The organism is Agrococcus sp. KRD186 (genome assembly GCF_017168255.1).
Classification (GTDB): Bacteria; Actinomycetota; Actinomycetes; order Actinomycetales; family Microbacteriaceae; genus Agrococcus.
The window spans coordinates 1,142,649-1,156,251 of record NZ_JABFAP010000001.1; the positions used below are offsets into that span (position 1 = coordinate 1,142,649).

At 71.5% G+C, this 13,603-nt stretch carries 14 protein-coding genes; 3 read left to right on the forward strand and 11 right to left on the reverse strand.

Features of this window, described 5'->3' with window-relative positions; translation table 11 throughout:
• Positions 1-135: 135 nt before the first annotated feature.
• On the forward strand, positions 136-888 hold the full coding sequence (locus J1M46_RS05470) for an FkbM family methyltransferase (RefSeq protein ID WP_206446904.1): 753 nt from the start codon (positions 136-138) through the stop codon (positions 886-888).
• A 3-nt stretch (positions 889-891) separates the two neighbouring features.
• On the opposite strand, the gene era is transcribed toward J1M46_RS05470, so the two are convergent.
• From era to hrcA, 8 genes are read right to left on the reverse strand one after another with little or no spacing between them, the layout of a single operon-like run.
• Positions 892-1,842 (reverse strand): GTPase Era, encoded by a 951-nt coding sequence (gene era / locus J1M46_RS05475; RefSeq protein WP_206446905.1) that lies wholly within the window; start codon positions 1,840-1,842, stop codon positions 892-894.
• Positions 1,839-3,119, reverse strand: a complete 1,281-nt coding sequence (locus J1M46_RS05480; RefSeq protein WP_206446906.1) for a hemolysin family protein — start codon at positions 3,117-3,119, stop codon at positions 1,839-1,841. The genes era and J1M46_RS05480 overlap by 4 nt, the downstream gene beginning before the upstream one ends.
• A complete protein-coding gene (gene ybeY, locus J1M46_RS05485; protein ID WP_206446907.1) occupies positions 3,119-3,604 on the reverse strand; it encodes an rRNA maturation RNase YbeY in 486 nt (161 codons plus the stop codon). Before ybeY ends, J1M46_RS05480 begins: the two co-directional genes overlap by 1 nt.
• On the reverse strand, positions 3,604-4,587 hold the full coding sequence (locus tag J1M46_RS05490; RefSeq protein ID WP_206448594.1) for a PhoH family protein: 984 nt from the start codon (positions 4,585-4,587) through the stop codon (positions 3,604-3,606). The genes ybeY and J1M46_RS05490 overlap by 1 nt, the downstream gene beginning before the upstream one ends.
• Before the next feature lie 34 nt (positions 4,588-4,621).
• A complete protein-coding gene (locus tag J1M46_RS05495; RefSeq protein ID WP_206446908.1) occupies positions 4,622-4,966 on the reverse strand; it encodes a histidine triad nucleotide-binding protein in 345 nt (114 codons plus the stop codon).
• Positions 4,967-5,005: 39 nt separating this feature from the next.
• Positions 5,006-5,731, reverse strand: a complete 726-nt coding sequence (locus J1M46_RS05500) for a 16S rRNA (uracil(1498)-N(3))-methyltransferase (RefSeq protein WP_206446909.1) — start codon at positions 5,729-5,731, stop codon at positions 5,006-5,008.
• Positions 5,731-6,825, reverse strand: a complete 1,095-nt coding sequence (dnaJ, locus tag J1M46_RS05505) for a molecular chaperone DnaJ (RefSeq protein ID WP_206446910.1) — start codon at positions 6,823-6,825, stop codon at positions 5,731-5,733. Before dnaJ ends, J1M46_RS05500 begins: the two co-directional genes overlap by 1 nt.
• Positions 6,826-7,839 carry a heat-inducible transcriptional repressor HrcA gene (hrcA, locus tag J1M46_RS05510; protein ID WP_206446911.1) on the reverse strand — a complete coding sequence of 338 codons (1,014 nt, stop codon included), beginning with the start codon at positions 7,837-7,839 and terminating at the stop codon, positions 6,826-6,828.
• A gap of 181 nt (positions 7,840-8,020) precedes the next feature.
• Here hrcA and J1M46_RS05515 point away from each other — a divergent pair, with 181 nt between their 5' ends.
• The gene (locus J1M46_RS05515) at positions 8,021-9,016 is read left to right on the forward strand and encodes a DUF4870 domain-containing protein (protein ID WP_206446912.1); all 996 of its coding nucleotides are present in this window, start codon (positions 8,021-8,023) and stop codon (positions 9,014-9,016) included.
• A gap of 9 nt (positions 9,017-9,025) precedes the next feature.
• Here the strand turns inward: J1M46_RS05515 and hemW are convergent, their stop codons facing one another.
• Genes hemW through lepA form a run of 3 tightly spaced genes read right to left on the reverse strand, consistent with a single transcriptional unit; the run spans position 9,026 to position 12,736 of the window.
• Positions 9,026-10,186, reverse strand: a complete 1,161-nt coding sequence (hemW, locus tag J1M46_RS05520; RefSeq protein ID WP_206448595.1) for a radical SAM family heme chaperone HemW — start codon at positions 10,184-10,186, stop codon at positions 9,026-9,028.
• 47 nt (positions 10,187-10,233) lie between these two features.
• Positions 10,234-10,872, reverse strand: a complete 639-nt coding sequence (locus tag J1M46_RS15735; RefSeq protein WP_206446913.1) for a DUF1990 family protein — start codon at positions 10,870-10,872, stop codon at positions 10,234-10,236.
• A gap of 13 nt (positions 10,873-10,885) precedes the next feature.
• Positions 10,886-12,736: a translation elongation factor 4 gene (lepA, locus tag J1M46_RS05530; RefSeq protein WP_206446914.1), complete on the reverse strand. Its 1,851-nt coding sequence runs from the start codon at positions 12,734-12,736 to the stop codon at positions 10,886-10,888.
• Between the two features lie 231 nt (positions 12,737-12,967).
• Between lepA and rpsT the strand changes: the two genes are divergently transcribed.
• Positions 12,968-13,228: a 30S ribosomal protein S20 gene (rpsT, locus tag J1M46_RS05535; RefSeq protein ID WP_206446915.1), complete on the forward strand. Its 261-nt coding sequence runs from the start codon at positions 12,968-12,970 to the stop codon at positions 13,226-13,228.
• Positions 13,229-13,603: the final 375 nt, after the last annotated feature.

Here is a 13,603-nt window from a genome sequence, read left to right on the forward strand (position 1 = left end):
CGCGAGCGGCTGCGCCCTCCGACCGCCGATGCCGTCTGCTCCTCCTCCGGGAGGAGGTTCCAGGCCGATCGCAGCGTTCGACCGTACGCTCCTGAGACGGCCACTGCGGCGCGACCGATGCGGAAGCAGGTTTCGATGACGCGAACGACCACGGCGACGAGCGCCGGCTGGGCACTGCCCGGCCGGCTGCAGACGGCGGATCGAGTGATGCGCGGCGCAGCGCGGCTGCGGCTGCTGGAGCCCGAGCTGGAGGGCCTGCGCGGCGTGGTCGGCCCGGGCGATGTCTGCTTCGACGTCGGCGCCGCCTACGGCATGTACGCGATCCCGCTCGCGGCAGCCGTCGGGCCGACCGGTGCTGTGCATGCGTTCGAGCCTCAGCGCCGCCCGCGGGCCGTGCTCTCGGCAGCGCGCTCCCTGCTCGGCGCCGCGCACGTGCGGATCTCGCACTCGGCGGTCGGGCGCGTCGCCGGCGAGCACGAGCTGGTGCTGGTGACCCGCTACGGCTTGCGCATCAGCGGCCACGCGCACCTGGCCGGCAGCGCCGGCAGCCGCGACGCCGACCGCCTGCGGGTGCCGGTCACGACGATCGACGACGTGTGCCGCGAGCAGGGCATCGAGCGGGTGCGGTTCGTGAAGGCCGACGTGGAGGGCTTCGAGCACGCCGTGCTGGAGGGTGCCGCCGAGGCGCTCGAGCGAGACCGGCCGGCGGTGCTGCTCGAGATCGAGGACCGGCACCTGCAGCGCTACGGCCTCACCGGCGCCGAGGTCGCCGACAGCCTGCGGGACCGCGGCTACGAGATGGCTGTCTGGCGCGGCGGCGCCTGGCAGGCGGCCGACCGGGTCGTCACCGGCACGCGGAACTACCTGTTCCAGGCGCCGCAGGGGTGAGCCTCAGAACCCGAAGCGGCCGAGCTGCTTCGGGTCGCCCTGCCACTCCTTCGCGATCTTCACCCGCAGGTCGAGGTGCACCTGCGTGCCGAGCACGCGCTCGATCTCGGCCCGCGCATCCGCCCCCACCTGCCGCAGGCGTGAGCCGCCCCTGCCGATGACGATGCCCTTCTGGCTGTCGCGCTCGACCCAGAGATTCGCGTAGACGTCGGTGAGCTCGCGGCCCTCGCGAGGCACGATGTCGTCGATCGTGACCATGATCGAGTGCGGCAGCTCGTCGCGCACACCCTCGAGCGCTGCCTCGCGGATGAGCTCGGCGAGCCGCACGCTGAGCGACTCCTCGGTGGTGGTGTCGGCCTCGTAGAGCGGCGGGCCGACCGGCAGCAGCGCGATCAGCTGCTCGACGAGCACGTCGAGCTGCGTGCCCGTGACCGACGAGATCGGCACGATGGCATCCCACTCGCGCAGCTCGGAGACGGCCAGCAGCTGCGCGGCGACGGCCTTCTTGGAGGCGCGATCGGTCTTGGTGACGATGGCGATCTTCCGCGCGCGCGGGAAGCCCTCGAGCTGCTGGTCGATGTAGCGGTCGCCCGGGCCGATCGGCTCGTCGGCGGGGATGCACAGGCAGATCACATCGACGTCGCCGAGGGTGGTCTTCACGACCGAGTTGAGGCGCTGCCCCAGCAGCGTGCGGGGCTTGTGCATGCCGGGGGTGTCGACGATCACGAGCTGCGCGTCGTCGCGGTGCACGACGCCGCGGATCGCGTGCCTGGTGGTCTGCGGCTTCGACGAGGTGATGGCGATCTTCTCGCCCACCAACGCGTTCATGAGCGTCGACTTGCCGGCGTTCGGGCGACCCACGAAGGTGACGAAGCCGCTGCGGTGGCGCTCGGCCCGCGCCGCGGCCTCCTGCGCCGCGCGCCCGGTGTCCTCATGCTGGTCGTCGTCGGTCATGCTGCTCCTCCGCCCGTGCGCGGGGCCGGCTCGGCCGCGCGCTGCACCGCCATCTCGCCCACGCTGCGGCCGCGCCCGTCGAGCGATCGCACCTCCAGCCGCAGCCCCTCGACGGTGACGATGTCGCCGACCTCCGCGATGCGGCCGAGCTCCTTCTGCATCAGTCCGCCGACCGTGTCGACGTCCTCGTCGTCCAGGTTGAGCCCGAACAGGTCGCCGAGCTCGTCGATCTGCAGCCGGGCGGAGACATGCCAGACGCCGTCGCCGGCGTCGACCGCCTCTGCGCGGCCGCGGTCGTGCTCGTCGTGGATCTCGCCGACGAGCTCCTCCACCAGGTCCTCGAGCGTCACCAGGCCCGCGATGCCGCCGTACTCGTCGACGACCATCGCCACGTGCATCCGCTCAGCCTGCATGAGCGCGAGCGTGTCGTCGGCCTTCTTCGACTCGGGCACGAGGATCGCCGGGCGCGCGAGCTCTGCTGCGGTCTCGACCGCGTCGGGGCGCCAGGTGCGGCTGCGCACCACGTCGCGCAGGTAGAGGATGCCGTCGATCTCGTCGCTCGACTCCCCCACCACGGGCATGCGCGAGAGGCCGTTGTCGAGGAACTGCCGCAGCGCGTCCTGCGCGCTGGTGTCGCGCTCGACGACGATCATGTCTGGCCGCGGCACCATCACCTCGCGCACGAGCGTCTCGTTGAACTCGAAGATCGAGTGGATGAGCTCGCGGTCGTCGTCCTCGAGCACCTCGCTCTCGGTGGCCGCGTCGACCATCGACAGCAGCTGCGCCTCGGTCGAGAACGCGGTCTCGCGCTGCCTGCCGGGCGTCACCTTGTCGCCGATCGTCACGACCAGCGAGGCGATCGGACCGGTGAGCACCCGCCAGAAGCGGATGAAGCCGGCGGATGCGCGCAGCAGGCCGACGGCGTGGGTGCGGCCGACCGCGCGAGGGCTGGAGCCGACCAGCACGAAGGAGATGACGATCATGGCGCCGCCGGCGACCAGCAGCGTGATCCACCACTCGACCACGAGCGAGTCGACCGCGAGCGTGATGAGCACCGCAGCGACCGTCTCGCACATGATGCGGCCGAACTGCAGCGTCATGCTGTGGCTGCGCAGGTCGTCGGCGATGGCGAGCATCGCCCTGCCTCGCCGGGCCTGCCCGGCCGCCTCCTGCAGCTCGGCGCGGGAGACGACGCTCAGCGCCGCGTCACAGGCGGCGAGCCAGGCGCCGAAGGCGACCAGCAGCGCCGCGACGATGAAGAGGAGGGTCTCGAACATCAGGCGGTGCGGCCGGGCTCGCCCTGTGCGCTGCGCTCGCGGTCCTCGAAGGCGGCCAGCAGCTTGTCCTGCAGCGTGAACATCTCGTCGCGGTCGGCCGGCTCGGCGTGGTCGAAGCCGAGCAGGTGCAGCAGCCCGTGGGTGGTGAGCAGGCGCAGCTCGGCCATGAGGCCGTGCCGGGCCTCCTTCGCCTGCTCGGCGGCGACCTCGGGGCACAGCACGATGTCGCCCAGCAGGCCGGCGGGCGTCACCCGGTCGAGCGACCCGGGTCGCAGCTCGTCCATCGGGAAGGAGAGCACGTCGGTGGGGCCGGGCTCGTCCATCCACTGCACGTGCAGCTGCTCCATCGTCGCGACGTCGACGAGCGCGATCGACACCTCGGCGTCGGGGTGCACGAAGAGCTTCTCGAGGTCGAACCCGACCAGCCGCAGCAGCTGCGCCTCGTCGACCTCGGCGCCGGACTCGTTGAGCACATCGATGGCCATCAGCCGCGCCTCCCTCGGTGGTGCTCCTGCGCGCGATGGTTCGACTGCCCCTTGCGGGCCTGGCGCGCCATCTGTCGCTGGTCGTGCTCGGTGTAGGCGTCGACGATCTCTCCCACGAGCGTGTGCCGCACCACATCCGCGCTGGTGAGCTCGGCGAAGTGGATGTCCTCGATGCGGCCGAGCACCTGCTTGGCCACCTGCAGGCCGGAGGTGCCCGCCGGCAGGTCGACCTGCGTCGCGTCGCCGGTGACGACCATCTTCGAGCCGAAGCCGAGGCGGGTGAGGAACATCTTCATCTGCTCGGGACTGGTGTTCTGCGCCTCGTCGAGCACGATGAACGAGTCGTTCAGGGTGCGGCCGCGCATGTACGCCAGCGGCGCCACCTCGACGACGCCGGTGGCGAGCAGCTTCGGCAGCAGCTCGGGATCCATCATCTCGTTCAGCGCGTCGTACAGCGGCCGCAGGTAGGGGTCGATCTTGTCGGTGAGCGTGCCGGGCAGGAAGCCGAGCCGCTCGCCTGCCTCGACGGCGGGTCGCGTGAGGATGATGCGGCTGACCTCCTTGCGGTGCAGCGCCTGCACCGCCTTGGCCATCGCCAGGTAGGTCTTGCCGGTGCCTGCGGGACCGATGCCGAACACGATGGTGCTCGTCTCGATCGCCTCGACGTAGGCGCGCTGCCCCTCGGTCTTGGCGCGGATCGACTTGCCCTTGGAGGTGAGGATCACCTCGCCGATCGCGTCGGAGAGGCTGCGCGAGGAATCCTGCCGCAGGATGCGCGAGCCCTCGCCCACCTCGGTGCCGGTCAGCTCGGTGCCCTGCCGGACGAGGTCGACGAGCTCCTGCACGAGCCGGCCGGCGACCTCGACATCCTCCTCCGGCCCGGTGAGCGTGACCTGGTTGCCCCGCACCGCGACCTGCACGGCGGGGTGCTCGTGCTCGAGGCGCGTGAGCAGCCGGTCCTGCGGCCCCAGCAGCCGCACCATCTCGATGCCGTCGATCTCGATCGACTGCGTTGCGTCAGGCAAGCGAGTCCTCTCCAAGGGTTCCCGCGAGCACGTGGGCGTGCGCGTGGAACACCGTCTGCCCGGCGAGCTCGCCGGTGTTGAACACGAGCCGGAAGTCGCCCTCCGCGCGCTCGCGAGCGATCGCCTGCGCCGCCTGCACGATCTCGGCGAGCAGCTCGGGGTCGCCGGCGGCGAGCTCGACCACGTCGCGGTACTGCGGCGTCTTCGGCACCACCAGCACGTGCATGGGGGCCTTCGGCGCGATGTCGGTGAACGCGATGATGCGGTCGTTCTCGAGCACGATCTCCGCAGGGATCTCGCGCGCGACGATCTTCTCGAACACGGTGGTCTCAGCCATGCCGTCAGCCTACCTTCGCGCCGCTGTCGGCATCCTGGCTCACCAGCGACCCAGCCGCGCCGACAGCGCGACGATGCCCGCGAGCCCGGCGGTCGAGGTGCGCAGCACGTGCTCGCCCATGCGCACCGGCACGGCGCCGGCCGCCTCGAGCGCCTCGAGCTCGGCAGGGTCGATGCCGCCCTCGGGCCCGACGATCAGCAGCGCGTCCCGCTCGATCGGCACCTCGAGGATCGAGGCGGATGCGGTGGGTTCGAGCACGAGCAGCTGCCAGTCTCCCGCCAGCGCCGCGAGCCCCGCGGTGTCGACGACGGCGCCCACCTCGGGCAGGCGGGCGCGGATCGCCTGCTTGCCGGCCTCCCGCACCACCTTCCGCCAGCGCTCGAGCGACTTCTCGCCCCGCTCGCCCTTCCACTGCACGACGCTGCGCCGCGCCTGCCACGGCACGATCGCGTCGACGCCCAGTTCCGTGGAGGCCTGCACGGCGAGCTCGGCGCGGTCGCCCTTGGCGAGCGCCTGCGCGAGGCCGATGCGCGGGCTCGGCGCGGGCACCGACCGCACGTCGTGCAGCACGACGTCGACGCCCTCGCGCTCGGCCCGGTCGATCACACCCTCGGCGAGCACGCCGGCGCCGTCGCTGAGCAGCACCCGCTCGCCCCGACGCATCCGCGAGACGACGGCGGCGTGGTGCGCCTCCTCGCCCGTCAGCGTGACGAGATCGCCGGCTGCCGCGCCCGCGAGCGCGTCGTGCCAGTAGCAGTGGGCCATCAGAGGTGGAAGCGGTCGCGCATCTTCGCGAACAGGCCCTGCTTGAACTGCGCCAGCTGCGGCTCGGGCGCGCGGGTGCGCTCCTTCAGCTCGCGCAGCAGCTCCTCGGTGCGCCGGTCGGTCTTGGTCGGCGTCACCACCTGCACCCCGAGCTTGAGATCGCCCCGGCCCGCGCCGCGCAGGCGGGTCACCCCGCGGTCGCCGACGGTGATGACGTCGCCCGACTGGATGCCCTGGCGCACCTCGACGTCGACCGGGCCGTCGATGCCCTCGAACCTCGCGCGGGTGCCGAGCGCCGCATCCGGCATCGACACCTCGAGGGTGCCGAGCAGGTCGTCGCCGTCGCGGCTGAAGACGTCGTGGTGGCGCACGTTGATCTCGAGGTAGAGGGTGCCTGCGGGGCCGCCGCCCTCGCCCACCTCGCCCTGACCGGGCAGCTGGATGCGCAGGCCCGTGTCGACGCCGGCGGGGATGTCGATCGGGATGGTGCGCTCGGCACGCACGCGGCCGTGGCCGGCGCAGGTGTGGCACGGCTGCGGGATGACGGTGCCGAAGCCCTGGCAGATCGTGCACGGCTGGTTGGTGACGACGTTGCCGAGCAGCGAGCGCACCTGCCGCTGCACGTGGCCGGAGCCGCCGCACTGGGTGCAGCGCTCGGGGCTGGTGCCGGGCGCGGTGGCGGCGCCGTCGCAGGTCTCGCACAGCACGGCGGTCTGCACGCGCAGCTCGCGGTGCACGCCGAAGACCACGTCGGCCAGGTCGAGGTCGACGCGCAGCAGGCTGTCCTGCCCCTGCTGCCGGCGCGAGCGCGGGCCGCTCGAGCGCCCCCCGCCGAAGAACTGCTCGAAGATGTCGCCGAAGCCGAAGCCGCCCGCGCCGCCCATGCCCGGCATCGGGCCGCGGTCGTACTCCGCGCGCGACTGCGCGTCGCCCAGCACGTCGTAGGCGTGCGTGACGTCCTTGAACTTCTCCGCCGCATCCGCACTCGGATTCACATCCGGGTGCAGCTGGCGGGCCAGCCTGCGGTAGGCCTTCTTGATCTCGTCCTGGCCGGCGTCGCGCGCGACGCCGAGGGTCTCGTAGTGGTCTGTCACTCAGTCCTCGCTCAGCAGCCGCGTCAGGTAGCGCGCAACTGCGCGCACCGCGGCCATGTTCCCTGCGTAATCCATCCTGGTCGGCCCGAGGACGCCCACGTGGCCCTCGATGCCGTCGGTGCTGTAGGTGGAGGCGACGACGGACGCCTCCCCCAGCGCTCCGGTGAGCTCGCGCCCGATGCGGGTCGCGACCTCGCCCTCAGCGCCCATCTCGTCGAAGAGCCGCAGCAGCGTCACCTGCTCCTCGATGGCGTCGAGCACCGGGGTGACCGTGCCGTGGAAGTCGCGCTCCTCGCGCACCAGGTGCGAGGCGCCGGCCATCACGATGCGGTCGCCGCCGCCGGTCTGCAGCATCTCGGTGAGCGCCTGCGCGACGGCGGCGGTCGCGGCCTTCAAGGACATGGGGGCGGATGCGGCTGCGCCGGCAAGGCGCTGGACGGCCTCGGCCGGCGAGTGCTCGGCGACCTGCTCGGTGAACGCCCGCCCGAGGGCGTTCGCCTCGTCGGGCTCGATGCGCTGCTGCGCGTCGACCACCCGCTGCTCGACCCTGCCGGAGTCGAGGATGAGCACCGCCAGCAGCTTGTGCTCGACGACGGCGACGAGCTCGACGCGCCGCACGAGCGTGTGGCGGCGGATCGGCACCTGCACGAGCGCCACCTGGTTGGTCAGCTGCGAGAGCAGCCGCGCGGTGCGGTCGAGCACGTCGGCGCGGTCGACCGCCTCGTCGAGGAAGCGGGTGATGCCGACGCGCTGCGCGTGCGTGAGCGGCTGCATGCGCTGCAGCCGGTCGACGAACACCCGGTAGCCCTTGTCGGTGGGCACCCGCCCGGAGGAGGTGTGCGGAGCGACGATCAGCTCCTCCTCCTCCAGCAGCGCCATGTCGCCGCGGATGGTGGCGGCGGAGACGCCGAAGGCATGGCGCTCGACGATGGACTTCGAGCCGACCGGCTCGCGCATCGCCACGTAGTCCTGCACGATCGCGCGGAGGACCTCGAGGCCGCGATCCGAGACCATCCGCGCTCCTCTCCGCTGCGGGCGGCGGCGCTTCGCCGTGCCCTGGCACTCTCGACTGCTGACTGCCAATCCTATCGCGACCCGCACCGCTCGCATCCGGCGTTCAGCCGGGAGGGCGCACAATGGGCGCAGTGGGACCGTCCCCGGCGGCTCCGCGATCACCACCCACGAAAGGCAAGCCATGTCCGATCCCAATGCGCCCCGTCCCGAGGAGCACGATCCCGCAGCGCGGCAGCCCGTCGATCCGGCGCAGCCGATCCACCCGTCGGAGCCTGCCGACCCCGCGCAGCCTGTGGACGGCGAGCAGCCTGTCGACGGCTTCGCGGTGACGCACGAGCAGCACGCGGCGCCCAGCGCGCCCGCCGCTCCCAGCGCGCCCGCTGTCGGCGAGCCCGCGCAGTCGTTCTCCTCCCCTGCCGGCGACCCGGCTCAGGCCCCCGGCCAGCCCGCCTTCGGGCAGCCTGCCGCCGGCGGCCAGGAGTGGCAGCACGGGCAGCAGCAGCCGGGCCACGACCCGAGTGCTCCCGGCTTCGGTCAGCCCCAGCAGGGTCAGCCCGGCGGCGCGCCCAGCGCACCGCAGTACGGCTCGTCCAGCGCGCCGCAGTACGGGCAGCCCGGTCAGGCTGGGCAGCCGGCCTACGGCCAGCCGGGTCAGGCCGGCCAGCAGCCGCCGTACAGCCAGCCCGGTCAGCCGGGCCAGCCGGGCCAGCCGCAGTACGGCGCACCCGGTCAGTCCCAGTACGGCGCACCCGGTCAGCCGCAGTATGGCGCACCCGGTCAGCCGCAGTACGCGGCCGCAGCACCCATGTCGCCGGTCGACGAGAAGAACGCCGGCATGTGGGGCCACCTCTCGGGCCTCTCGACCATCGTCACGGGTGGCTTCGGCGGCTGGATCGGCCCGCTGATCGTCTACATGATCTACAAGGACCGCAGCGCGTTCGCCAAGCAGGAGGCGAAGGAGGCGCTCAACTTCGGCATCTTCATGACGATCCTGGCGCTCGGCATCACGATCATCGGCACGATCCTGACCGCGGTCAGCTTCGGCCTGCTGTTCTTCATCCCGTCGCTGTGGTGGGTCCCCGGTCTCCTGCAGGTGATCTTCTCGATCATCGGTGCCATGCGCGTCAACAACGGCGGCTCGTACCGCTACCCGTTCAACTGGCGCATGATCAAGTAGGCGAGCGGCTCAGGGCAGCAGCTGCCGCACCACCGCGTCGGCCAGGAGCCGCCCTCGCAGCGTCGGGATCACCCGGCCGGCGAGGGCGGCTCGTCCGTCCACCAGGCCATCGGCGACCAGGCCCGCGACGGCCTTGCGGCCCTCTGGCTCCAGCACGTCGATCGGCAGCCCCTCGGCGATGCGCGACTCCAGCAGCACGCGCTCGACGCGTCGTGTCTCGTCGTCGAGCACCTCGCGCGCGAGCGCGGGTGAGGCGCCGGCGAGCAGCCGGTCGCGGTAGGCGGCGGGGTGCTTGACGTTCCACCAGCGCACGCCGCCGACATGGCTGTGCGCGCCGGGGCCGAAGCCCCACCAGTCGTAGCCGCGCCAATAGGCGAGGTTGTGCCGGGCGACCTGCTCGCCCCGTGCCCAGTTGGAGATCTCGTACCAGGTGTAGCCCGCGTCGCCGAGCGTCGCATCCGCCGCCTCGTACATGGCGGCCTGCAGGTCGTCGTCGGGGGCGACGAGCTCACCCCGCCGGATGCGGCGGGCGAGCGCGGTGCCCTCCTCGACGATCAGCGCGTAGGCGGAGACGTGATCGGGCGCCATCGCGAGCGCGGCGTCGAGCGAGCGCTGCCAGTCGTCGAGCGTCTCGCCGGGCGCGCCGTAGATCAGGTCGAGGCTCACCTCGAGCCCAGCATCCCGCGCCCAGTCGACGACCTGCGGCACGCGGGCGGGATCGTGCGTGCGATCCAGGGCGGCGAGCACGTGCGGCACCGCCGACTGCATGCCGAAGGAGACGCGCGTGACACCGCCGGCCTTGAGCTGTCGCAGGCCGGCCGCGTCGATCGAGTCTGGATTGGCCTCGGTGGTGACCTCCGCGCCCTCGGCCAGGCCGAACGCATCCGTCACCCCTTCGAGCATCGCGACGAGGTCGCCGGCGGGCAGCAGCGTGGGCGTGCCGCCGCCGAAGAAGACCGTCTGCATCGGGCGCAGGGGCCCGAGCTCCCCCAGCACCGTGCGGGCGAGCGCGATCTCCTTCGCGACGTCGCCCGGGTAGCCGGCCCTCGTCGCGCCGCGCAGCTCATCGGCCGTGTAGGTGTTGAAGTCGCAGTAGCCGCAGCGCACCGAGCAGAACGGCACGTGGATGTAGGCGCCGAAGGGCGCGTCGGCCGCGGTGCCGGCGGGCATCGCACCGTCGGCCGGTGCGGGCTCGCCCTCAGGCAGGCGTCCCACGGTCAGCGCACGTCGATCGACCGCAGCACATCCATGTAGCGGTCGTGGTACTTCGCACGGGTGGCCTTGGCCGCCGGTGCGCCCAGCTTGACCCACCACTTGGCGTTGCGCACGATGGCGCGGAAGTGCAGGAAGACGGTCTCGTCCTCGACGATCTCGATCGTGAAGCGCTCCTCGCCGGCCTCCGGATGGCCCTCGAGGGTGCCGAGGATGACACCGTGGCTCGACGCCTCATCCTCCACCGCGATGACGCGCATGGGGGCGTGGATCTGCAGCCCCAGCAGGCTGATGCGCTGATCGACCGAGTCGCCCGGCTGCAGGAACGGCTCGCCGTCAGGGCCGAAGTCCTGCTGCGGCTCGATGCTGGCGGCGCGGGTGGCCTCGTCGCCGTCGAAGCCGACCGGGCGGTAGACGGTGCCCTCCTCGGTGCCGACCACGTCGACCTCGATGCCGGCGAGCCGCTGGATCTTCCAGGTGCGCAGCGCCGCGACCGCCGCGTCGTAGCGCGGCCGCCCGTGGCCGATGCGGCTGCGCAGCTGCACCACCTCGAAGCCCTTGGGCGGGAAGCGGTGGAAGTCGAAGTGGGCGGTGGCGCCGACCGAGCCGTAATTGGTCGCGCGGTCGCGGATGGGTGTGCTCACGATGCCGTCCTCGTCACTTGGCGTCCTTCTTCGTCTCGCCGCTGGAGAGGGCGGCGATGAACGCCTCCTGCGGCACTTCCACGCGGCCGACCATCTTCATGCGCTTCTTGCCCTCCTTCTGCTTCTCCAGCAGCTTGCGCTTGCGGGAGATGTCGCCGCCGTAGCACTTGGCGAGCACGTCCTTGCGGATGGCGCGGATGGTCTCACGGGCGATGATGCGGGCGCCGACCGCGGCCTGGATGGGCACCTCGAACTGCTGCCGCGGGATGAGCTCGCGCAGCTTGCCGACCATCAGCACGCCGTAGGCGTAGGCCTTGTCGCGGTGCACGATGGCGCTGAACGCATCCACCTGCTCGCCCTGCAGCAGGATGTCGACCTTCACCAGGTCGCCCTCCTCCTCGCCGTCGACCTCGTAGTCGAGCGAGGCGTAGCCCTGCGTCTTCGACTTCAGGTGGTCGAAGAAGTCGAAGACGATCTCGCCCAGCGGCAACCGGTAGCGCAGCTCGACGCGGTCCTCCGAGAGGTACTCCATGCCGTTCAGGGTGCCGCGGCGCGACTGGCACAGCTCCATGATCGCGCCCACGTAGTCCTTCGGCGCCAGGATCGTCGCCCGCACCATCGGCTCGACGATCGAGTGGATCTTGCCGTCGGGGAACTCCGACGGGTTGGTCACCGTGTGCACGCCGCGATCCTCGGTCTGCACCTCGTAGATCACGCTCGGGGCGGTGGCGATGAGGTCGAGGTCGAACTCCCGGCGCAGGCGCTCGGTGATGATCTCCAGGTGCAGCAGGCCCAGGAAGCCGCAGCGGAACCCGAACCCGAGCGCGACGGAGGTCTCCGGCTCGTAGACGAGCGCCGCATCCGACAGCTTGAGCTTGTCGAGCGCCTCGCGCAGCACCGGGTAGTCGCCGCCGTCGAGCGGGTAGACGCCCGAGAAGACCATCGGCTTCGGGTCGGCATAGCCCTTGAGCGCGGTCGTCGCCGGCGTCTTCACGGTCGTCACGGTGTCGCCGACCTTCGACTGGCGCACATCCTTCACACCCGTGATGAGGTAGCCGACCTCGCCGACGCTCAAGCCGTTCGACGGGATCGCCTCGGGGCTCGAGATGCCGATCTCGAGCGCCTCGTGCTTCGAGCCGGTCGACATCATCACGACCTGCTCGCGCGGGCGGAGCGTGCCGTCGACCATGCGCACATAGGTGACGACGCCGCGGTAGGCGTCGTAGACGGAGTCGAAGATCATCGCGCGGGCGGGCCCGTCGACATCGCCCACCGGTGCCGGGATGGTGCGCACGACGCGGTCGAGCAGCGCCTCGACGCCCTCGCCGGTCTTGCCGCTCACGCGCAGCACGTCTGCCGGGTCGCCGCCGATGAGGCCGGCGATCTCGGCCGCGTACTTCTCGGGGTCGGCGGCCGGCAGGTCGATCTTGTTGAGCACCGGGATGATCTCGAGGTCGTTCTCCATCGCCAGGTACAGGTTGGCGAGGGTCTGCGCCTCGATGCCCTGCGCGGCGTCGACCAGCAGGATCGCGCCCTCGCACGCGGCGAGCGAGCGGCTCACCTCGTAGGTGAAGTCGACGTGACCGGGGGTGTCGATCATGTTGAGCGCGAAGGTCTCCCCCTCGAGCTCCCACGGCATGCGCACGGCCTGCGACTTGATGGTGATGCCGCGCTCGCGCTCGATGTCCATGCGGTCGAGGTACTGAGCCCGCATCGAGCGGTCATCGACGACGCCCGTCAGCTGCAGCATGCGGTCGGCGAGGGTCGACTTGCCGTGGTCGATGTGCGCGATGATGCAGAAGTTGCGGATCTGCGCCGGGTCGGTCGCGGCAGGCTGGAGTGCCTTGGTCGCTCGGGGGCTCACGGGTCCTTCTCGTCTGGGAGGCGTACGCTCGGCCGCCGGAGTGGGCGGTGCGAAAAGGCCATTCTTCCACAGCGGATGCGTCGGCTCGCGTTGCGAGCGCCGCCCGCCCGCTGATAGCATCATTCGTTGGCTTCCCCTGTTCCTGCGCGTCCGTCGTGCGGGACCGGGTCGCGGCGGGCTCGCTCGAGCGCAAGCCGCCGCCACATCACGTTTCAACCAAGACAGGACACCATGGCGAACATCAAGTCGCAGATCAAGCGCATTCTGACGAACCAGAAGGCCACCGACCGCAACCGCGCGCTGAAGAGCGAGCTCCGCACCGCTGTGCGCGAGGCCAACAAGGCCATCGCGGCCGGCGACAAGGACGCCGCACAGGCGAAGGTCACCGTTGCCACGCGCAAGCTCGACAAGGCTGTGTCGAAGGGTGTCATCCACAAGAACCAGGCGGCGAACCGCAAGTCGTCGATCGCCAAGCAGGTCGCAGCGCTCTGAGCTGAGCCGCACGCGGCCCAGCCGCATGCTCGAAGAGGGGTCCCGACGGGGCCCCTCTTCTGCGTCTCCGCTGCGCCGCGTCGAGCCGCGATCGAGTGGCCGCGTCCGCGCTTGAGTGGCCGCGTCCGCGCTTGAGTGGCCGCTTCCGCGCTTGAGTGGCCGCGTCCGCGCTTGAGTGGCCGCTTCCGCGCTTGAGTGGCCGCGTCCACGCTTGAGTGGCCGCGTCCGCGCTTGAGTGGCCGCTTCCGCGCTTGAGTGGCCGCGTCCACGCTTGAGTGGCCGCGTCCGCGCTTGAGTGGCCGCGTCCGCGCTTGAGTGGCCGCTTCCGCGCTTGAGTGGCCGCGTCCGCGCTTGAGTGGCTTCTGCCTCGCAGGG

Excerpts from the sequence above, each read along its gene's own strand:
- J1M46_RS05470 (WP_206446904.1), top strand. The coding sequence starts at position 136 with ATGACGCGAACGACCACGGCGACGAGCGCCGGCTGGGCACTGCCCGGC.
- era (WP_206446905.1), bottom strand. The coding sequence starts at position 1,842 with ATGACCGACGACGACCAGCATGAGGACACCGGGCGCGCGGCGCAGGAG.
- J1M46_RS05480 (WP_206446906.1), bottom strand. The coding sequence starts at position 3,119 with ATGTTCGAGACCCTCCTCTTCATCGTCGCGGCGCTGCTGGTCGCCTTC.
- ybeY (WP_206446907.1), bottom strand. The coding sequence starts at position 3,604 with ATGGCCATCGATGTGCTCAACGAGTCCGGCGCCGAGGTCGACGAGGCG.
- J1M46_RS05490 (WP_206448594.1), bottom strand. The coding sequence starts at position 4,587 with ATGGTGCGGCTGCTGGGGCCGCAGGACCGGCTGCTCACGCGCCTCGAG.
- J1M46_RS05495 (WP_206446908.1), bottom strand. The coding sequence starts at position 4,966 with ATGGCTGAGACCACCGTGTTCGAGAAGATCGTCGCGCGCGAGATCCCT.
- J1M46_RS05500 (WP_206446909.1), bottom strand. The coding sequence starts at position 5,731 with ATGGCCCACTGCTACTGGCACGACGCGCTCGCGGGCGCGGCAGCCGGC.
- hrcA (WP_206446911.1), bottom strand. The coding sequence starts at position 7,839 with ATGGTCTCGGATCGCGGCCTCGAGGTCCTCCGCGCGATCGTGCAGGAC.
- J1M46_RS05515 (WP_206446912.1), top strand. The coding sequence starts at position 8,021 with ATGTCCGATCCCAATGCGCCCCGTCCCGAGGAGCACGATCCCGCAGCG.
- hemW (WP_206448595.1), bottom strand. The coding sequence starts at position 10,186 with ATGCCCGCCGGCACCGCGGCCGACGCGCCCTTCGGCGCCTACATCCAC.
- rpsT (WP_206446915.1), top strand. The coding sequence starts at position 12,968 with ATGGCGAACATCAAGTCGCAGATCAAGCGCATTCTGACGAACCAGAAG.